15 protein-coding genes are annotated in these 20,692 nt (G+C 60.3%); all 15 read right to left on the bottom strand.

What is annotated here, in order from left to right:
- Positions 1 to 116: 116 nt before the first annotated feature.
- The 15 genes from MMS95_RS03385 to MMS95_RS03315 all read right to left on the bottom strand — a co-directional run bounded on the left by MMS95_RS03385 (position 117) and on the right by MMS95_RS03315 (position 20,567).
- Positions 117 to 470 carry a DUF6277 family protein gene (locus MMS95_RS03385; RefSeq protein ID WP_004935323.1) on the bottom strand — a complete coding sequence of 118 codons (354 nt, stop codon included), beginning with the start codon at positions 468 to 470 and terminating at the stop codon, positions 117 to 119.
- Between the two features lie 25 nt (positions 471 to 495).
- The gene (gene tssM, locus MMS95_RS03380; RefSeq protein ID WP_031300672.1) at positions 496 to 3,975 is read right to left on the bottom strand and encodes a type VI secretion system membrane subunit TssM; all 3,480 of its coding nucleotides are present in this window, start codon (positions 3,973 to 3,975) and stop codon (positions 496 to 498) included.
- Positions 3,976 to 4,010: 35 nt separating this feature from the next.
- Positions 4,011 to 5,522, bottom strand: a complete 1,512-nt coding sequence (gene icmH / locus MMS95_RS03375) for a type IVB secretion system protein IcmH/DotU (RefSeq protein ID WP_021505815.1) — start codon at positions 5,520 to 5,522, stop codon at positions 4,011 to 4,013.
- Positions 5,519 to 6,877 carry a type VI secretion system baseplate subunit TssK gene (gene tssK / locus MMS95_RS03370; protein WP_242141386.1) on the bottom strand — a complete coding sequence of 453 codons (1,359 nt, stop codon included), beginning with the start codon at positions 6,875 to 6,877 and terminating at the stop codon, positions 5,519 to 5,521. Before tssK ends, icmH begins: the two co-directional genes overlap by 4 nt.
- 1 nt (position 6,878) lies before the next feature.
- A complete protein-coding gene (locus MMS95_RS03365; protein WP_004935335.1) occupies positions 6,879 to 7,385 on the bottom strand; it encodes a type VI secretion lipoprotein TssJ in 507 nt (168 codons plus the stop codon).
- 9 nt (positions 7,386 to 7,394) lie between these two features.
- Positions 7,395 to 7,760 (bottom strand): PAAR-like domain-containing protein, encoded by a 366-nt coding sequence (locus MMS95_RS03360; RefSeq protein WP_094142884.1) that lies wholly within the window; start codon positions 7,758 to 7,760, stop codon positions 7,395 to 7,397.
- Positions 7,761 to 7,765: 5 nt separating this feature from the next.
- On the bottom strand, positions 7,766 to 8,380 hold the full coding sequence (locus MMS95_RS03355) for a DUF3540 domain-containing protein (RefSeq protein WP_004935341.1): 615 nt from the start codon (positions 8,378 to 8,380) through the stop codon (positions 7,766 to 7,768).
- On the bottom strand, positions 8,373 to 9,527 hold the full coding sequence (locus tag MMS95_RS03350; RefSeq protein WP_015378387.1) for a pentapeptide repeat-containing protein: 1,155 nt from the start codon (positions 9,525 to 9,527) through the stop codon (positions 8,373 to 8,375). The genes MMS95_RS03355 and MMS95_RS03350 overlap by 8 nt, the downstream gene beginning before the upstream one ends.
- Complete coding sequence (locus MMS95_RS03345) at positions 9,517 to 11,742, bottom strand: DUF2169 domain-containing protein (protein WP_198525008.1); 2,226 nt, start codon at positions 11,740 to 11,742, stop codon at positions 9,517 to 9,519. The genes MMS95_RS03350 and MMS95_RS03345 overlap by 11 nt, the downstream gene beginning before the upstream one ends.
- Positions 11,743 to 11,754: 12 nt before the next feature.
- Positions 11,755 to 13,974 carry a type VI secretion system tip protein VgrG gene (gene vgrG, locus MMS95_RS03340; RefSeq protein ID WP_049188265.1) on the bottom strand — a complete coding sequence of 740 codons (2,220 nt, stop codon included), beginning with the start codon at positions 13,972 to 13,974 and terminating at the stop codon, positions 11,755 to 11,757.
- Between the two features lie 64 nt (positions 13,975 to 14,038).
- A complete protein-coding gene (gene tssH, locus MMS95_RS03335) occupies positions 14,039 to 16,624 on the bottom strand; it encodes a type VI secretion system ATPase TssH (RefSeq protein ID WP_166445227.1) in 2,586 nt (861 codons plus the stop codon).
- Positions 16,625 to 16,640: 16 nt separating this feature from the next.
- The gene (gene tssG / locus MMS95_RS03330; RefSeq protein ID WP_004935359.1) at positions 16,641 to 17,669 is read right to left on the bottom strand and encodes a type VI secretion system baseplate subunit TssG; all 1,029 of its coding nucleotides are present in this window, start codon (positions 17,667 to 17,669) and stop codon (positions 16,641 to 16,643) included.
- Positions 17,662 to 19,503 (bottom strand): type VI secretion system baseplate subunit TssF, encoded by a 1,842-nt coding sequence (gene tssF, locus MMS95_RS03325; RefSeq protein WP_033643661.1) that lies wholly within the window; start codon positions 19,501 to 19,503, stop codon positions 17,662 to 17,664. The genes tssG and tssF overlap by 8 nt, the downstream gene beginning before the upstream one ends.
- Before the next feature lie 11 nt (positions 19,504 to 19,514).
- Positions 19,515 to 19,961: a GPW/gp25 family protein gene (locus tag MMS95_RS03320; protein ID WP_015378391.1), complete on the bottom strand. Its 447-nt coding sequence runs from the start codon at positions 19,959 to 19,961 to the stop codon at positions 19,515 to 19,517.
- Positions 19,962 to 20,042: 81 nt separating this feature from the next.
- Positions 20,043 to 20,567, bottom strand: coding sequence for an Hcp family type VI secretion system effector (locus MMS95_RS03315; RefSeq protein ID WP_004935369.1), 525 nt, complete (start codon positions 20,565 to 20,567; stop codon positions 20,043 to 20,045).
- Positions 20,568 to 20,692: the final 125 nt, after the last annotated feature.

Raw genomic sequence — 20,692 nt, 5'->3', positions numbered from 1 at the left:
AAAAACCCATGCGTTTATTGGCGTTTTTGAGCATCCAGTCATAGATCATCGCACCACTCCTTGTGAATGCCGGGAGGCATTTCCACCTCCCGGTATTTTATCCATCGAGTTGTTGATTACAGTTTCGGCACTTTGGAAAAGAAGTCCGCCATTTCGTGCGGGAACCCTTTCGCAATCGCCGGACGAAGATCGTCCATGGAAACATTAAAATCTTTCGGCTGCTCGCCCGTTTGCATTTTTTGATGTGCGTTCACATTCGATTGCAGACCATTAAAAATGCCCTTCATATTGCCGAACATATCATCGCAAGATTTTGTCACGTTACTCATGACCGACTTGGCCGCATCCGGCCCCGACATTTGAATATTGCTGACGCCTTGCATAAACGGTTGACTCAGTGACGATTGGGAGTTGGTGCCCAAATTGCCGCCGGCCTTCATGGTTTCTAAAATTTTGGCTGGATCTAACATGTTTATCACCTCTTTACGGTTGTGTTTACATCGCTTTCGGGCACGAGAATCCTCGCAACGCCCGTGACCAAAGTGGGAAATCTTTCATCGTCGAGCGCAATTCCAGTTTGAGCACGCCCACCACCGACGACATCGACATCGTCAGCTCTCGTCTGTCGCTGGCGAGCGGCACGGGATTGCTGGCGTCGAACATCCGGAACAAGGCCCAGGGCCCGTCGAAACTGGCGACCTGGATCTGGCCGGTGCCGGTGCGGAAGGTCAGTCGAACATAGCTGCCGCCTTTCGGGCCCGGCCAATCGATACGGGTAGGCTGGCTGAAACCATGGCTGTAGTTAATCACCTGCCCGTCGATATCCAGGGTCGCTTCCGTAATGGTCGGCGTCAGGGACAACGGCCTGATGAACATGGAGAAGGACAGCTTGTCGCCGGCGGTGAAGAAGGTATCGCGGATCAGCCGGGCATTTTCAAACGCGCCCAGCGTGCTGGCATTGACGATCCCCTCTGAACCCGGTTTGGCATTCCATTTCTGCGCGTTGACGTCCACATAAGGGGCCAGGTTCTCATCGAAGAACTGCTGCATCGCGCCGCTTTGGCCAAACATGCGCGAGAAGTCCTCGATGCCGACCTCCGCTCTGGCGTTGCGCGAGAACGGATAACGCCCGCTGATGCTGCTCTTGCACAAGCCGGAGGCCAGCGACGAAGCGCCTTTGCTCAGGTTCTTTTGGCTCTGCTGAATCGTCTGGCTGTCCCCGACCTGCAACAGATCCATCATCACGCTGCGCACCGGTTCCGGCTGGCGCGCCGCATCCAACTGCAGACGCTTCAGCGTGCCTCCGGCGGGCACCACCTGGCCGCCGCGCAGCGAGGTGGACAAGGTGGTCAACTGGCTGTACAGCGCTTCGAAACTGCGGCTCAGCGGATCGTTGCTGGCGTTGGTGGTCTGCAACAGCTGATAGCCCAGACGGCGCAGCAGCTCGAAGCGATCTTCCACCGCGCGTTCCGGCGTGAGACGAAAACGCGCGCGCTCGCCGGAAATCTCGCCCAGGATGTCGCGCCGCTGCTGCTCGATGCGGTTGCGCTGGCGATCGAACCAGCTTGCCGCATCGCCCTGGTTGGTGCCGGTCATGCTGGTTTCGCGCGCGGCGAAGCGCACCAGATTGGCCAGCGGAGAAGAAGGATCGGACAGTTGACGCGCCAGGATCGCCGCATCCTCAAGCCCGTTGACCGGCCGGGCGCGCACGTCGCGCATGAACGCATCCCATTTGTCGGCATACTCGATGAGGTAAAGCTTCCTCGCCTCGTCGGCCAGCTTCTGCGCCGAGGCCAGCGAGTTCACCGCGTTTTTCCCTTCCCCACTGTCGCGCAGCACCCAGGACTCTTCTTCAATCATGTCCTTGGCGGCGTCATCGAGCTGCGCCAGGAAAACGTCGCGATAGCTGGCGCGGGTATAGAACCCCGGCACGGCGGTATCGGTGACCGTCGCCTGGCTCTTGCGGCGCAGCATCAAGGAGACGTTCGGCCCGGCGGCGTCGGCCAACGAAATATCGTTGATCGCCGCCGGCAGCGGTTTCTCTTCGATGCGGCGCACCACCCGCACCTGCATCGGAATGTTCATCGCTTTCACCCGCGCCAGGCGCAGCAGGTCGCCGTTCATCTTCATGACCGGCGCGTCCGGCAAAGAGAACATCTCCCGCAGATGGTAAGCGAAGATGCCTTTGTTCATATCGGTGTACCCCTGCGGCATAAAGGTTTCCCAGCGCGCCATGAACCAGTCGACCAAGGCTTCGGCGGAGCGATGCGAAGGTTCGCCCATCATCAGGTACACTTTCAGGGTGCCGTAGACGTCCTTGTTGGACGCCGAGACGTCATTCTTGAGTTCGTCCGCGATATAGTTTTCCACCGCCGGCCAGAAGATCTGCAGCAAATGGCGTTGGTAGGTTTTTTGCGCCGCGCTGTTGATCAGCTTGTGCTCGAAATAGGGATTCGGCACCGGCGACACTTCGCCGCCCAATTGCGCGTTCATGTAGCCCAGCTGCTCATAGGCGGAAATGACATCGTCGCTGACGCGGTTAGTCACCGGAATTTCCCGCACGATGCGTTTTGTCTCATCGAAGCGCGCCGCAATGTAGGAGATGTAATCGCTCTCCCACAGGTAACGCATCGCCAGCAGATTAAACGAGACCGCCAACAGAATGAGCACCAGCACATAGCGGCCCAGGGAGCTCATGCGGCTGCCGAGCGGCCTGGCGTGCGAAGACTGCTGCATCACCCCGCGTTCTTGCCGGGCGTAATCCAGCTCCGGGTGATAAATGCGCCCGGTCGGGCGAGCTTCATAGATATCCGCCGCTTCCGCGTTGTAGATCGCCCCCTGCGGCGACAAGGCGATGGTGCTGCCCAGCCACACCTGCTGCAGATGGCAGGCGTAGCCCACCGGCGTTTGCGGGAAGATCTGCTCTAACAGGGAATACAGCGGGTTGCCCAGCGACCCCAGCGACTCGGTGAAGAACAGCAGCTGCTGGCGGTTTTGGCCGTCCGGCGCATCGTGCAACAGTTCGAGCACGTGATGGCTGACGCGCGCCACCATCTCCCGGTAGAGGGTTTCATACTGTTCGAAGGGGGTTTCTCCCTGTTCGGCGCGGTTCAGGCTGAAGCCCATACCTTTTTGCAACAGATCGTCGCCCAGCATCGACAGGAAGGTCTCGCCGCCGACCAGTTGATCGAGGTGGCTGATGGTAAGATAGACCGGCAGCTCGCTGCGGAACCACGAGGCCATCTCCAGCAGGCGCACGCGCAGCGCGTCGGCGACCGACTTTCTCTCCGTCAGCGAGGCGTGCAGCAACCAACGCGCATCCAGACACAGCATGATGCCGTCGATGCCCGGATGGCGGCGATGGCGGCGGATCAGTTTGAACAGGGTGTCGCGCGCCCTGGCGCCCTCTTCCCCCAGGCCGTTCAACTGCAGCCATTCGCCAGAGGTGTCGACATACACCGAATTCTCCGCCAGCCACCAGTTGCAATCCTGGGTCGGCCCGACGTCCACCGTCTGCTGCAGGCCATAGTGCTCGGCCAGCAAGAAGCGTTCGCCGCTTTCGCCGATCAGCGAGGTTTTGCCGCTGCCCGGCGGCCCGATGACCAGAAACCACGGCTTTTCGCTGACGTAACGGCGCGTCAGGCGGTATTTGAAGCGCTGCCAAGGGGTGCGCTGCTTTGCCGTGCCGACGTACTGCAAGGTGCGCAAGGCGTCGTAAAAGCGCGAGGTCACGCGATCTCGCTGGGCGGTCTTGCGTTTGGCCGGGGCCGGCGCTCGCGCGTGGCGGAACACCCAGGATAAGAACGTCGCCACGAACGGCCACAGCGCCCAGCACAGGATCAGCGCGATGATGATGCCCCTGACCCAGACCGACAGCAGCGGCCGATAGGTGCCGATGGCGATCAACGGCCCAATCCACCACACCACCGCACACAGCAGCAAGGCAATCACCAATATGAATGATCTACGTATCATATAATTTCCTTATTATCTCTACGCCGGCGGATGTCTTAGTTATCCTCGGGGACCTCGGCGGCTACCCCTGCCTGATTTAACGTTGCAGACGGTGAAGCCATCTCCCTCTCGCCGATTTTCCAAAGGATGTCCACGCGGCGGTTGCGGCGGCGCCCTTCTTCCGTCGCGTTGTCGTCCAGCGGCTCCTGATCGCCCTTGCCGACCGATGTCACGGTGCGGTTGTATTTACTGTTGGCCAAGGATTCGCGCAGCTTGTCGGCCACCGTCTGCGCGCGCGCCTCGGACAGTTTCAGGTTGGAGTTGTTGGAGGTGTTGCGATACGGTTTGTTGTCGGTATGCCCGATGACCTCCAGATCGCCCGGCCACGGCGCCAGCGCTTCCCCCAAACGCTCGATGTTGCGTTTCTTTTTAAACTCTTCCGACAGCTTCGACTGCCCGGTGGCGAACGCGCCGTCGGAGGTGAAGATCAACAGCCAGCCGCGCGGATCGGCGCGCACCTCCAGCCACCCTTCGCTGAGGATTTGCGGCAGCGGCTGCGGCAGCGTCTCCATGATGTTGATTTTGCGCGGCTGCGGTGGCGTCCAGGCCAAAATGGCGTTGCGCAGCGCGCGGGACTGATCGTGCAGATACCAGGCGGCCGAGGCATACGCCAGCAGCGCGATGGCCAGGCCGTAGCACAGCAGCTTCAGCGGCGTGATGCGGGTCGCCTTGCGCACCACTTTGCTCGGCTCGGCATCGGCCAGCGTCTGCGTCGGGTTCTGGCTATACAGATAGCCGTCAAGACGGTTGCGCACATCGGCCAACAGCACAGCGCCGCGTTCCATCACGTGATATTGCCCTTCGAAGCCCAGCGACAGGATCAGATCGTAAAACGCCAGGATCGCCTTGTTGCGCGGCGAGGCGGCCAGATAGGCCTGCAGGTGCTCGAAGCACTTTTCCCCGCCCCAGGCGTCGCGATAAAACTCCACCAGCAGGCTGAGATTCAGTTCGCCGGATTCGAGCGTACTCATGCAGCACTCATCCACGTAGGAGCACAGCAGATAGGCCAGCTTGTCCACATCGCTCGGCGCGATGTGATCCGCCAGCAGCGTCTGCTGGAATTGTTGGATCTCGCGCACGATCTGCGCGCGCACCGCGCCCGGATTCAGCTGTTTCTGATCGCGCACCCGCTCCACCTGCAGCAGAACCGGGATGGCGGCGGCGATCAGCGGGTTGTCCCAATGGCCCATCATCACGCCGGGCTTGCTCAGCGCGGCGCGGCCGAACAGCCCGCTCGAGGTCGGCGCGGCCTCGGCCGGGCGCTCGCCCGGCGCGGGCTCGCTGCTTTCCGGCGCAACGCTTTCAGCCTCATAAGGCTTGGGTTCGGGGGGCGTCGCCACCCCGGCGCTTCCCGGCCGCAGCTTGGCGGCCAGCGCCCGCGCGCCGAAGGACAGCGCGGCGATCTCCGCCGTCGTTTTGCCCACAGAGCCGGACGCGGGAAGGCGCGGCGTCGCGTTGTTGCGCGTTACCGCCATCGCCTCGCGTATTTTTCTCTCAAATTCGTTCATCCCACCCTCCCTTGCCTTAATCCCCAGACGTCAAAACGCAGGTCGGGGAAATCACCCACAATGCTGAGCGCCATCGCCGAGCCGGCCATCATTTCCTTATAAATCGGGTCGGCATGATCAACCTCGAAATAGATGCTGTTCGGGTAATACGGTATGTGCCGTGGCGGCGAAGCCATCGGGAGCAAGCGAGCGCCCGGTAATTGCAGATCGATCAGCTGAATGATTTTCTCGACCGGCCCCAGTTTGACCTGTGCGGGGAAATACGAGCGCAGATGCTCGATGGACAAACCGCAGCTGACGGCGAACACCAGTTTTTCCAGGCGCAGCTGCGAATCGTTCGGGCACAGATAAATGCTGTCGCCGCGATCGACAAACGGCAACGCCACCGCCGGCGCTTCGATCACCAGCGACAGCGCGCGGCGAATCGAGGCGAACAGCTGGAAGTAGCAGTTGTGCGGTTCATCGTGCAGATACACCAGATCGGCCCGATCCCAGAGGCGTTCGCCGCCGGGAATGATGCTGAACCGCCCCAGCAGGCTCAGCAACGTGTCGAACAGGGTTTCAGGATGCACCTGCGGGCTGGCCAGCAGTTGGCTGATGCGCAAATTGAACTCGCTCAAGGTTTGCAGCAACAGCAACTCCAGCAGCTCGGAAAGCCCGCCGATCGTCATATGCACGTCCGGGCGGAAAACCGACTCCAGACGCTGGCTGATCAGCCCAAGCAATTCGGTGGTGAAAGCAGGCAGCCAGCCGATGGCGCGGAAATCCAGCATCGGCGGCAAGGCGCGCTCATCCAGCAGCACCCGACGATCGCTGGTGATCTCCCGCACGAAACCGACCGGCAGCACGCTTTCCGCGCTGCTGACCGCGTCCTCCAGGCTTAGCCGCGTCACCAGGCTGCCCAGTTGCATCGTGCACACGCGCGGCGTTCCCTCCAGGCTGACGCCATGGTTGCGATCCGGCACCTCGGCGTCCATGGTGCGAAAACGGCTGCTTTTTCGCGCATCCTGGATAAGATCGATCTGGGCATTGCCGGCGATGTCCATCAGCACGGACAGGCACACCACTTTCCCCTGGCAGCCTTCTCCCAGCACCAGCGGCGGCGGCAGCGGAATATCCTCAGGCATGCTGAACGCCGTGCCGTCGGGGAAAACGCCCTTGGCTTTCTTCAGCGCAAACTTGCCCTGTTCCAATAGCCCGTTGTCGATCTCCAGCGTCAGGAACCCCCAGGTGAAGGTTTCGACGCTGCGCAAGCGCGCTTCAATCAAGTGCTCGAAAAAACGTTCCTGCTGCTGGAAATGCTGCGGTTCCATCAACATGCCTTCTACCCAGGCGACGCGTTGTTTAGGTAACATGTCATTCATCCATTTTGTCGTTAGTCACTATGCTGAGTGACGTCATCCCCACCATCACCTTCATTTGCGAATCAGCCTGCGCAGGGGACTTTTGCTCGGCGAGCGGCAACACGCCGCTGATTTGCTGAAACTCCGCCCCGACGACGACCCATCGCTCTTGCCCCGCCGGCACCTCAAAGCGATATCGCAACGTCTCCCTCGGTTGCAAAATGCTCTGGTGCCGGCTCAGCGCCCCTTCCGACGGCGCCGTCTCGCGGCAAGGAGCGCCGTCGCCAATCCCCTCGGGCATCCACCCCGAGCGATTGGTTTCTATCACGCATACCTTGACCGGTTGCGCCTCGCCGGCCGCATTGGGGTTTACGTTGTCGTTGGCGGTCACCTCGACGTCGATAAACCGCAACCGACGCCCCGCGTCCGCTGCCTCGTCGTGAGAAAACCAGCTGCATCCGCCGAGCATCCCCACCGCCAACAGTCCCCCTGCCGCGACTCCCCGAAGCGTCTTCACCATGTTGAACTCCTACGCATTAACAAAACATTTGGTCTGGCTCGGCGCGACCTGAGTGGCGACCATGTTGTTATTGTTTGTCGTGCTGGAATCACCCAACCGCGTGACCGGCATGCCGCCGGAGAAATACTTGCCCGATCCCTGCACCGGCTGCGCCTGGGCCGAATGCGTTCCCGAGGCGGCGCCGATCACCCCACCCGAATCGATGGTGGCCACGCGAACGGTGCCGAGATTTTGTTCATTGCCGCCGCAAATGAAATAGTTAGGCACGTTCGGTATGCCGGTGTTGTTGGGCGAGGTGTTCGGGCCCGGCGCCGGAATCATCGGGTCACAGCTTGCCAAGCCGATCCCGCCCGCGTTGGTATTGGCTGCGGTCATAATGGTTACCCCATATGTATCTGGCCGCCGTCGATCTTCAGCACCGCCGAAGACTTCAGAGAACCAATTTCACTGTTGATGACGAGGGATTGCCGCGCATCCTGAATGATGTGCTTCGCCAGCACCTCGTCGGTTTCCTCCACCCGCCGACTCGCGTGCTTGCTGCGCACAAACAGGCGTTGAGAGATTTGGTGCAGCGTTTCGGCCACCCAACGGCTGCTGCGCGTCAGCAGCGTGAAGTGCGGGCTGCGCAGCGTCAGCCGCTTGCCGCCCTGCAGCTCGATCTCCGGCGCCACGATGCGCAAGTTGGCGCAGCGGCTGTCCAGCGTCATGACGGCGTTCGCCTGTTGCCGCGACAAGATCTCGGTGATGACCAACTTGTCGCCGTCGGCGATGACGCAAACGCGATCGCCCGCCAGCGGCTGAACCAGACAGCTGGTGGCGACCGCCAGACAATGAGCGCGCATGCCGTCGACATACAGACTGCCGTTGGCGTCGGCCGCCAGCGTCACCACCTTGCGCCCCCCTTGTTCGGGAAGCGGAGCGCTGCGCACCAACTGCAAAGGCGTCACCCTGGCGTTGGCATAGACTTTCTGATGCTCTCTTCTGGATTTATACATATCTGCTTACTCCTGTTGGCCGTTGATACGACGGTTGCCGCGGCCCCGGTTGTTGATGCGCATACCAGGCGTCGATCGCACTCAAGAACGGATCGGCGGTAAGCGGCACGTTTTCGGCGCGATGACGCTGCGCGCCATGCAGGCGAGCGCTCTGTTGCTGAGCGGCGGTCAACGGCTGTTCGATCAGGTTCGCTTCCCGCAGTTCGGCCTGCTCAAGATTGGCTAACGCCAGATCGCACGCCCTGAATTCCGCTTGCGGCAAGATGGCGCGCCCCCAGTTGGCGCCGCCCATCGCGCATTCGCTGAACCGGGCCTTCTGCCCCTGCGCCAGGGTCAGCGTCGCGCGTTCGAAATCGCAGCGCTGTACCTGCGCTTCGGCGAAGATCGCCGAGGTCAGATCGCTGTCGGCGAACGAACACCCCTCCAGCTCGCTGCGGTGAAAACTGGCGCCCTGCAGCTGTAGCTGCGCCAAAGTGCAGCCCGACAGGCGGCAGGTGAACCAGATGCGCGCCTGCCCCGCGATCGTCTGCCAGCTGCACGTCTCCAGCTGACAACTGCCCATCACCTGACGATCCAGGGTCGACGCCTGCCACAGGCACTGCGTGAGTTGGCAGGCGTACCAGTTGGCGTCCTGTATCACGTCCTGATGAAACATCAGGTTGGTCAGGGTGCTGGACTGCACCGCCAGATGCCCCAGGCTGCTGCGTTCAATTTCCGCGCCGTTGACCTCGCACCGGATCAAACCGCAGTCATCCAGCAGACAATCGCCGACGTAACACCCCTGCAGCGCGGTGTCGTTGCACGCCAAATTGCACAGCAGCCCCTGTTGCAGCGTCAGGTTGTCAAACCGGCATTCGTTGAACGACAGGCGCATCAGGCTGCCACCGACCACGTTGACCTGCTGCAGGGTGCAGCCCTCAAAGCGCACCGCCCGCAAATCACAACCTTCAAACGTGACACGTTCGAAATGACAGTCGATGAAAAAGCAGTCGCTCAGCGTCAACCCTTTCAGCTCGCGATCGTGGAACCGGCGTTTCTTGAAGATCCGCGGCATGGGCGGCGTCTGCGCCACCGCCTGGGCGACCTCCAGTTCGATCGCCTCTCGGTCAGGCAGCGCCTGTTGGATCACGCGGCTTTCAGTTTTCATGCGCATAGTCCCCATGAATGATTCTGCGCGGCACCCAACACGCGCGCTCCAGCAGACAACCGCTGAACCGCGTGCCGGCGTCCTGCCAGGTCATCGCCAGATGCGCCGCCGCCAGATTGCACTGGTCAAATGCCGCATCGCGCAGATCGGCGTTATAAAACAGGCCTTGCTGAGCGCTGCTGTTTTGCCAACGTGAGTGCGTCAACAGGCTGTCTTTAAACCGCACGCCGGCCAGATCGCAGCCGGCGATCGCGCAGGCCGTCAGATCGGCCTCGTCAAAGTTGCATTCAGTGAAAACGCTGTACTGCAGTTGGCACCTCTCCATACGCGCCGCTTTCAATCCCACTTTGGTGAAACAGCTATCGCTGAACACGGCGTGGGAAAAGTTCGCCTGCATGCCCGCCGTCAGGCTCTCGACACGGCAGCGTTCGAACCGCACGCCGCGCCAGTTGCCGCCAAGGAACGAGTTTTTGGTGAGCGTCATCTCCAGCGCAACCGCCTCTTCGGCGAGGCAGCGGTTAAACACGCACGCGTCCAGCTCGCCTTGCAGAAACTGCGCGCGGATCAGCGTTGCGCCATTAAACATGCCGTTGCCGATCGCCGCGTGTTCAAAGCGGCTCGCGGTGAAATCGCCCCGCTCGAAAACGCAGTTATCCAGCTTCACGTGGTCGGCGCGCAGGCCTTGCCCCTGAGGCTCCGCCAGCGTCACCCGTTCGAAGACCGCCTCTTGCCACACGCTTTCCGCCAGCAACGGCTTTTGCAGCGTGCACGAGATCATGCGGATCTGGCGCAGCGCCGCCTGCGTCAGGTTGACCCCATCAAAAACGCAGTTTTCGAAGGTGCAGTTCTCAAAAGAAGCCTGCGAGAAATCGCAGCGCTCAAAGCGGCACTGCAGAAAATGCCTGCCCAACAGCGCCTCGCAGCGTAAACCGCTGAAGGTCTTTCCTTCCACGGTCGCGCTATCGGGGAAAAACGCGTCATTGCCGTCTTCGGCGGGAAGATCCGGCAAATCGGGCAGCGTCACGGAAGCCGGCTCCGCCGACGTTTGTTGCTGGTGCAAGGCGATCGCCTCGCGGATGCGTCGATAGAACACGGCGGAATCGCCCAGAGAGGTGGGCGACGGATCGTAACGCAAGTCGCTGGGGTGATCCGACACCGCCTGGATGACGTTCAACCCCATCTCCGCCGGCATCAGATCCGGATCAAACAGAAACTCAAAGGGCGAGGCGTCATCGTCGCTGCGCTTGCGGAATACCTGTTGGAAATAGTCGAACGAGCGCGGCGCATCGCAGCGATCCAACGCCAGCATGACGGACTCGATGGACTCGTCCAGCAGATGCGTCAACGGCGCATTGCCGGTGAAGATAAGCAAAGCGATGTCGCTGTCGGGCAGGAACCACAGCGTTTTGCGCTGCAGCTCGATTTCCTCGAGGCTGTCGCTATCGTGACGGCGGATGAACGCCCGTCCGCGCACCGCCGGCAGCTCGCCGCGAATCGCCTCGCTTTGCGCGCCGACGCCCTGCAGCTCGAAGGGCACCCGATCCGGCCACGCCGCTTCCGGCAACCACTGCGCCGGCGGCGCCATCTGGAAATAACGCCGATCGATATTGGCCGGCAGCCCGGGGAATGCCGTCTCGAGATAGGCTTTGCCGGCGATCTGGCCCGCCACCTTATCGATGTGCGCCTTGCGCAGCGCAAACTCGTGCGGCACCGGCGCCGGCGCCGCCAGCGGAGAGCGCTCCTGCGCGGTCCCCTCGGCGGACAGCGTCATCAGCAGCGGCCGCAGCCCGTCATTGCAGCCGCGGCCAAACGGGTTCTCCTTGTTGTCTTTGCCGCCCCAGGCGGAGGTGTGATCCAGCGGCACGCTGAGGAAGGGTTCCACCTCCATCGCGCCGCGCCGTCCCTCGCCCTCGACCCGCCAACGGCGCTTCAGCCCGCCGATGTCGGCGCTGACATTCAGCGTTTTCACCGGCTGACCGATGCCGGCATGGCCGGCGATCAGGTATTCGGCGAACGGCTTCGGCTCGGCAACATCCAATATCGGCAGGCTGAGCGGCACGCGCTTCCACGCCTCCCAGATTTCGGCTTCGTTCACGAAGTGTTCAGGCCGGGACAGGTAGCACCCGGCCACGACGCTGATGCCGAGCCGGCTGTCTGTCCCGATCTGGTAACTTCCTTTAATCGCCACCAATTGCTGTGGCCGTATGATTCTCATTGCCGCGCCTCGTTAGTTTTTGCTTTGCATCCCGACTTTTTTCAAATCGACGCCGGTCTCGGACAGTGACGCGCCGGTATAGCTGATCGACACCCCTGTCGTGCTGGTGCTGCTGCCGGTATTGCTGACGCTGCTGCCGGTGTTGCTGACGCTGCTGCCGGTGCTGCTGACGCTGCTGCCGGTGGTGCCGACGCTGCTGCCGGTGGTGCTGACACTGCTGCCGGTGGTGCTGATGCTGCAGCCGGTGGTGCTGGTCGACGATCCGGTGGTGCTGACGCTGACGCCGGTAAAGCTGGTGCTGCTGCCGGTCTGGCTGGTGCTGACCGTGGTGTAGCTGTTGCTTTCGCCGGTCATGCTGTTGCTGATGCTGGTGAAGGAGTTGCTTTCGCCGGTCATCGAGTTTGATACGCCGGTGCAGCTGGTGCTCTGCCCGGTGAACGAGGTGCTCAGCCCGGTGAACGAAGTGCTCACGCCGGTAAATGACGTGCTCACGCCGGTGAACGAGGTGCTGACGCCGGTGAACGAGGTGCTCACGCCGGTGGCGGTGAGGCTGACGCCGGTCATCGACGCGCTGACGCCTTTAATCGAGGCGTCAAACCCGGTAATGCTGAAGACGTAATCCTTGTAAGAGACGTGGTTGGTGAACCAGTCCGTAAAGGTGCGGCGGATGATGTCGAACTTGTCCATTCCCACCTCGGTGGCCTGGTTGCGCTCCACCGTGGTTTGCAGATCGCGTTCGGCATGCAGCATGACGCGTTCGTTGTTGCGGTTGTCATCGAAGGTCAACTGGCTGGCATGCTGCGGCTTGCCGAAGCGCAGCGAACGCGACACCATGCCCGAGTAGTTGATGTATTCAGGTAACTGATAAGGCGGCGGGTTGTCGCCGTTATACACAATCCCGGTCACCATCGGACGATCGAGATCGCCGTCGACATAGGTCACCAGCACTTCCTGGCCGACGCGCGGCATGGCGATCACGCCCCAGCCTTTCCCCGCCCAGGCCTGCACCACGCGGATCCAGCAAGAGCTGTCTTCCTCGGTGGTTTTGTAGCGATCCCAGTGGAAATGCACGCGGATGCGCGCAAATTTGTCGGTATGCACTTCGGAGTTGGGCGCGCCGACCACGGTGGCGCTCTGGATGCCCGGCATCTGCGGTTTTGGCGTTTCGCGCAGCGGGCGGAACGGCACGTCGTCGTTCAACGCATTGAAACGGCAGGTGACGTTGCGGCCGTCGCTGCTGCTGTCCGGGCCGTCTTGCACGAACACATAGTCGCAACGGGTCAGCTTGAAGCGGCGGTTGCGGTTGGCGTCCGGGTGCAAAATCAAGGAGAAATCCTTGCCGGCCATCAGCCCGACGGCGTTGCTCTCGCCAAACAGCAGATGGCCGTCGCTTTGCATTTCTTCCAGGCGCAGCCGCGCCAGGTTTTCACCGCGTTCGGTATCCACATAACCCGCCGCGTAGTCGTACCACTCCAGCGGGGTGTTCTGCAGGCCGAGGCGGCTCTCTTCCACCTTGGTTTGCAGGTTCTTGCGCGGGTTCTGGAAGTCAAAGTCGCGCAGCACGATTTCATTCGGGCGCACTTTGCGGGAGCGCTGGATGCGCTGGATCCCTTCGCGGATGGCGCGGTTTTCTTCGCTGTCCGGCATGAACGGCAACACGGCGTAACCGAAATCCAGATCGTCGAAATTCTGCCGGTCGGTGATCACCAGCGTGTGTTTATCCTCGGCGTGATCGAAGTAATACCAGATGCCTTCGTCTTCCAGCAGGCGGCTGATAAACGCGAAATCCGTTTCGGAAAACTGCACGCAATATTCACGCGTCGGATAAGTGCCTTGAATATCCAGACGGTAGTCGGCAAAACCGTAGCGCGAGAAGATTTGCTCGATGATGTCGAGCACGTTCAAATCCTGGAAAATGCGGCTGTTGCGGTTTTGCATCAAAAACCACAGCCAGGTGCTCAGCTCCAGCTTATAAACGAACTTATCCTGATGCTGCCCCGAATCGGAGGCGCCGATCACGTAAGCGTAAAACGGCCGCGCGCCGAAATCCGGCCTTTCTATTTGAATGCTGATCCCTTGACCCAGCAGAGATTCATAATCAACGTCCGCCTGTTCACATTCGAATTCGAGCGTATATTGCGAGTTGCTCGACAACCCTTCTTTGGTGGTGAAGCTGAGTGGAAACGCATTTAATTCGGCTAACACCGGGTTATCAATTTCGATTAAAGGCATAACAACCTCTCTGATCCGATATCGAACCCCGCCCCGCGTTTACGGGCCGGCGGCAAATTAAAAATCAGTCGAAATAAACACTTAAACTATCGTTCTCGACCATGAGTTGGATATTCTGCAGTTCCTGTCCCGTCCGTTTGCGCTGCAGCACTTCATTGCTGATGGGCGGCAAAATCGCCTGCTGCAGCAGCGACTCGACCGCTCTGCCGCGCGAAGGATGGGCGCTGATGCGTTTGGCTATCCAGCCTGGAATGTCGCCTTCCAGCACCAGCGACACGCCCACTTCTTTGTGCAAACGCTGTTGTAAACGCGAAATCTGTTTGGTGGCGATATGGGTTATCGCTTCGGTAGAAAGCGGCACGTAGGGAATGACGTTCATGCGCGCCAACAGCGCCGCCGGGAAGAAGCGCGCCAGCACGTCGTGCAGCATCGGCCGCAGCGCTTCGGTTTTCAGATCCGGAGTTTCCGCCAGCGTCGCTTCTATTTCGCCGGCGCCGATATTGCTCGTCATTAAAATGAAACACTGGCGGAAGCTGATCATGCGGCCCTCACCGTCTTCCATCACGCCCTTGTCGAAGACTTGATAAAACGCCTCGTGGATATCGGGATGCGCCTTGTCGAATTCGTCGAGCAAGACGATGGAATAAGGTTTGCGGCGCACCGCCTCGGTCAACTTGCCGCCCTTGCCGTAGCCGACATAGCCCGGCGGCGCCCCTTTCAGGGTGGAAACGGTATGCGATTCCTGAAACTCGCTCATATTGAAGACGATCAGGTTGTGCGCGCCGCCGTACATCGCCTCCGCCAGCGCAAACGCGGTCTCCGTTTTGCCGACGCCACTCGGGCCGGACAGCATGAAAACGCCCAATGGCCGATCGTGCGCCTGAATGCCGGCGCGGGAGATGCGCACCGCCTGCGCGATTTCATCGATCGCCGTCTGCTGGCCGAATATCTGGCGGCTCAGCAGTTGATTGAGATTGAGCGCATTGTCCAGATCGCTTTGCAGCATGCGGCCGGTGGGGATGCCGGTCCAATCCGACAACACCTCCGCCACGACGCGGTCATCCACCCACGGATACACCAACGGCAGGCCGTCGTCTTGCAAGGCTCCCAGCTCGGAGGCCAACTGCGGCAAGCGCTCCGGCGACTGCCGCTCCGCGTCGAGCAAGGTGGTGACCGCCTGTTGCTCCTGCGCCTGCCGCTGACGCAGCGCAGCCAGTTCGCCTTCCATATCGCTGAGGGTCTGCTGCAATTCAGTGATGCGGCTGAGCGCCAGATCGTCGAATTTGCTTTCCTCCTGCAGGCCGTTCATTTCGGTGCGCTTCACCGCCAACCCGGCCTCGAGCGACTCGATTTTTTCAGGCAGCGCATGCTGGCTCAGCGCCACCCGCGCGCAGGCGGTGTCCAGCAAGCTGATGGCTTTGTCCGGCAGTTGCCGCGACGGCAGATGGCGCAGCGACAAATGCACCGCCGCCTGCAGCGCCGACTCGCGGATCTTGACGCTGTGGTGCTGCGCAAAATGCGGGGCGATGGCGCGCATCATGTTCACCGCATTCTCTTCGTCGGGTTCAGAAACCAACACGTACTGGAAACGGCGCGTCAGCGCGGCGTCCGGCTCAATGAACTGTTTGTATTCCGACCAGGTGGTCGCCGCCACCATGCGCAGCGCCCCCCTGGCCAGCATCGGTTTCAACAGGTTGACGGCGTCGCCGGTGCCGGCCTGCCCGCCGGCGCCCACCAGCGTATGCGCCTCGTCGCAAAACAGGATCACCGGCACCGCCGAATGCGCGATGGCGTCGATCAGCGCTTTCAGGCGCGATTCGAATTCGCCCCTCATGCTCGCCCCGGCCTGCATGCGCCCCAGATCCAAAGACAGCAGCCGGGCGCCCTGCAGCAGCGGCGGCACCTGCCCCTGGGCTATCTTGCAGGCCAGCGCTTCCGCCACCGCCGTTTTGCCGACCCCGGCTTCGCCCACCAAAATCGGGTTGTTCTGCCGGCGACGCAGCAAGATGTCGATCACCTGGCGCAGCTCCGCTTCGCGGCCAATCACCGGGTCGATTTCACCGTCGCGCGCCTGGCGGGTCAGATCGGCGCACCATTTATCGAGAATATCGACCGTCTCGGACGCCTCCGGCGCATCGCCGTGGGCGCTGTAGACCTCTTCTTCCTCTTCCTCATGCTCGACGGACTCCGCCAGAATCGCCGGATAATCGTCGAACAGCTGCGGGATCGGCAGTTTTTTGAACTCGTCGCTCAGCCGGTACAGGCTGCGCTGCAACGTGGGATCCTGCAGAATGCCGACCAGGATATGAATGGTGCGCACCCCGCCGGACGGCGTTTCGGCGAGCTGGCTCATCAGCAGCCCTCTTTCCACCACCGTTTCCAGTTGCGTCGACAGATCCACCACCGCATTCGTGCGGTTAGGCAAGGTATGAAGAATGCGATCCAACGCATCGCTGATGCGCTGACTGTTGATGGCGTAGTGCGCCAGGATCAGCGGCAGGTCGCCGCGCTCCTTGTCCACCAGGACTTTCAGCCAGTGTTCCAGCTCCACGTATTCGTGCCTGAAGGTTCGGCACAGCTTGGTCGCTTCGACGAACGACTGATAGGCAAAGTGGCCCAATCGCGAAAAAAGACGTTCTCGTTGATACACCTTAAATTTCCTTATATTAAGTTGTTGATTGATAAACCAGCTGCCTAAACGTCCCTGTCTTAGGTTTCAGCCAGCTGTCTTTACTCAGCGACTTGCCGCCCAGCTGCGCCGCCATGCCCGGCTCCGTGGCGATCAGCAGGCTGACATCCAGCATCAACTGATGGCTCGTAAAGTCATGACAGATGCTCACCAGCGCCTGCAGCCGCCGGCTGCCGCGCTGATACTGCTGATACTGCGGGGCCCCCAGCGGGCCGATCTGAATATGCGCGCCGTACTGGGCATCGAAAAAGCGGCTGCCGATGCGCGTGCTGCCCAACTTGCCCAGCTTTTGGCTGCCGCTTTGCTTGCCGTCGTCGATCCACTTGGCGTAGCGCGGCGTAATCGTGATGGGAACGGCGAAATAGGCCGCCAACATCTTGTTGAGCTGCCGCAGCGAGCGGCGACCGGGCAGATAAGTGCCGGGGTACGCCTCGCGCAGGCGCTGGATATGCGGGTTCACCGTCAGCGCCGTATCGACGCCCACCGTCTGGCGCAAATGGCGCAAGAACGGGTTTTTGTCATCGTCATGCTCATGGCCGATCATCGCCTTCAGCTGCGCCCAGGCCCGGTAGTGCAATACGGCGAAGCGCTGGCTGACGATGCCGACGAACTGCTGGAACGCCTGGTTGCGTCTGGCGATGACTTCGGTGCGCGCGTGCTCGGTCACATGGATCGGCAGCGGGCCGTAGGGGGCGAACATGCCGAAATGCCGCGCCTGAATCAGCACTTGCTTAGGGCGCTGCACGATAGAGGCGATTTCACGCGAAGCGAACGCCATATCCGCCGGCTGGGTAATGCAGAGCCTTTCGCGGCTGCGATCGTTGGAGACGCCGAGCCGCGGCGCATCCGGCTGCGCGCGTTCGATACGCCGCAGCAGCTCGAAAAAATCCTGTCGATTGGACAGCCCGCGGATTTCGGCCTGGCCCGCGCTTTCGCTCTGCGCCCCCGGCGTTGGCGCCTGTTCCAACGAGAGCGCCGTTTCACGCATCAACGACATATCAGCCATAGTAGAGCGCCCCCCAGTCGGCGTGGGTTTCCCCATCCAGCAACAGCTTCATGCTTAACGTTTGGTTCAGGTCGCCGTATTGGCTCAACGCGTGGTGCAATATTTTGCCGAACAGATAGGCGCCGTGGTCGGCATGATGGTTGGCGCTTAAGTTGACGGCGATCTCGGCTCCGCGGATCCAGGCCAGCGGCCCCGGCCCCTGATTGCGTTCGAAATGGTGCTCCACCCAGGCGTTTTTAATGCTGGCGATGCGCTTGCGCTGGCTGGAGTCATCCTGATGGCAGAACAACGACAGCCAGTCGCGCAACAGCGCCGAACAATCCTGAACGTCGGGGCGCGCATGGCGCAAAGGATTGGAGGCCAGCATCTGAATCGCCTGCCACGCCTGGCTGATGTTCGGCACCGCGACCGGGTTGCTCGGGTAGCGGACGATCTCCACCTGGTGGATCGGCATCGCCGTTTCCAGCTGGAAATGCGGCTGCTGAAGGTGCGCCGGCACCAGATGCCGTTCGCATACCAGCGCCTCGACGCTGAGCGACGTGATGTCGTCGATGTCGATGCCGCTTTTGCCCGGCGAGATGGCGATGAAGGTATCTTCGTTGGGCAGGTGCGGATTGTTGTACTTGGAGGGCGACGGCTCCCGGCGACGGTGCAGCGTATAACCGGCCGGCTCCCGCTCGCAGTCGTACTGCACGTCGGCCTGCAGCGAAGAGAAAATCACCGGGTTGCCGTCGGGCAGCATGCCTTTCACTTGTTTTACGCTGTGTATCTCATACAGCGAGGTGTTCAAACGATCGACCACCAGCTGGTGCTCCGTGCGCTCATCCGTCAGCAGCACCGGCGAGCAATGGCGGCGATACAGGTTGATGACCGGGGTCGCGAAAAGATGAAAATCCCTGGCGTTGACGCGACCGATCAGAGTGAGTGGGCGTTGCTCCAGCGCGAACAAGATCTCGAACTCGTGAACGCGTTCACATTGGCGCAGAAAATCCTGCACGCCATGCAGCTCCAGGCTGAAGAAGCGGCTTGGCGCGGCGAAGTATTCGCGCATCAGCCGGTTGCCGGGCAGTTCCCCCACCACGGTGGGCAACAAGGCTTCTTCATCGCTGACGCCGCCCAGGCGCAAGCTGTCCGGCTGCAAGACTTTGACGATTGGCCGGTCGTCGCTTTTCGCCCATAGCACGATGCGCAAGGTGCGATTAAGCAACGCGGCCAGCAGTTGATTGGCCCGCACCGTATCTTCCGCCAGCGTCAGGTGCAGCGGCTCGAGATCCAGCTCCGAGACGGGAAGCACGCCGTGCGTCGTCAGGCATATCCTGACGTAGGCCGAGCAATCCTGCATGTGTCTGGCGGCGCCGTCAGGCAAATGGTGCGGCGGCAAAATCTCACATTCCGCCAGTGAAATCTCAACGGGCTGCACTTTAATATGCCGCGCCGTGGTGAACGTGGCGGGTTTGTTGTTCAGCGAGATATCGTTGAGGGTCATGCGGCTCCCGCGCGGCAGGTCAACCTGGCTGTGCCACTGGGGAAAAGAGAGATCGGGCTTAATCGCGACGGTGGCGATCGCGGGAACCGGCGTATACCACAGCGGCGCCAGGCGTGAGAGCATTTGCAGGGCAAATTCCGGCTGCTCATTGTTCAGCTTTTCCTGGATGCGGGTGCAAAGGAACGCGGAGCCCTCCAACAGACGCTCAACGAAAGGATCCAGCACGCCGTCGATATGCATGCCTAAATGCTGGGCGACCTGGGGATGAGAAGAGGCGAACTGACGACCGGCCTCGCGAAAATAACGCAGCTCATCATTATATAATTGGAGAAAGCGCTCACTGAACATAGTCACCCCTATTAATCAAATACGTGTACGGCGCCACAGGAATAATCAAGAGCGATGCGCAAATTAACCAGCATTTCGTCACCCGGTAATGAGCAGGTGCCATAAATATCGAATAAAATCGCCAGCACATACGATTGGCGTTCATTCACTACAGGCACCACACGAATCGTTTTCGGATCCAGACGCGGCTCAAACGAAGTAATGATTCTTTGTATATGTCTCGCCAGCGTTAACGGATCGGTATTAATCGGTATGCGTTGGCTCAGCGACGGCAGGCCATAATTCAATACCGAACTTTCGCTGTGCGCATAATCATGAAGTTTCAAATCAGCGCTGCGCGATGCGTCATTCAGTAAAAATTCGATATCACGCACCAAAACACGCCGCCAATTATCGGCGCTGGCGCTTTGATGTCTCACGCTGAGCTTATCGAATAGCATGGGCAATGACGCTTTCATTTAACACCTCGCGATAAGGCTTATGTCTGCCCGCAATCGCTGCGGGCAGACAACCTGCAATTAGTGTTGTGACATCAATGATCAGATACGGGCATTAAGCTTGAGGTCATACCCCGTCTTAATGACCGCACCCATGGAGCCATCATTGTTTTGCTCTTTGTACTCAACTTCGATACGTGCGAAATTCAGCTTGATAACGTCGGTTGGCAGCACGGTATCGATTTCAGTACCGATGGTGGAATTCAGCGGCATATTACCCACGGTCTTGAATGAAGAAACCAGGCAGTTGCTGAAGGTCACGGCAATGAAGTCTTGCTGACCCTGGCCTGATTTACGGCAAACAAGTTTTGCCTGAGGAATATGCTCGCCGGTGGCGCACATCAGGAACAGTTTCGGCGAAGCCTTATTGCTCACCATGCGAAACTCAAAGTCTTTCATCTCGACTTTGCCTGAACCACCGCCGCTCCCGAACCCCCAACGGCCGGCGTTTTCTTCCGCCCATTGCCAGGCTTGCAGCTGAATCCAGCCAGGGTAGGTTTGGTCGGGTGATTCACCATCAACACCCTCAATTTTCAAAAAATAGTCTACTAAAGCTTTCGTGCTCATTTTTTGTCTCCTTGACTGATAGGTCTACTTCGTTAATTGAAAAGTCTATTCAGATAAGTCGTTATATTGCCTACGCGATCATTGAAATAGCGACAATGAGAACCCATTAGCCATTAATAAATAGC

Source organism: Serratia sp. PGPR-27 (assembly GCF_022678525.1).
GTDB classification, from domain to species: domain Bacteria; phylum Pseudomonadota; class Gammaproteobacteria; order Enterobacterales; family Enterobacteriaceae; genus Serratia; species Serratia nematodiphila.
The sequence above is the reverse complement of the archived record's forward strand: the minus strand, read 5'-3'. Positions and strand labels throughout refer to the sequence as shown.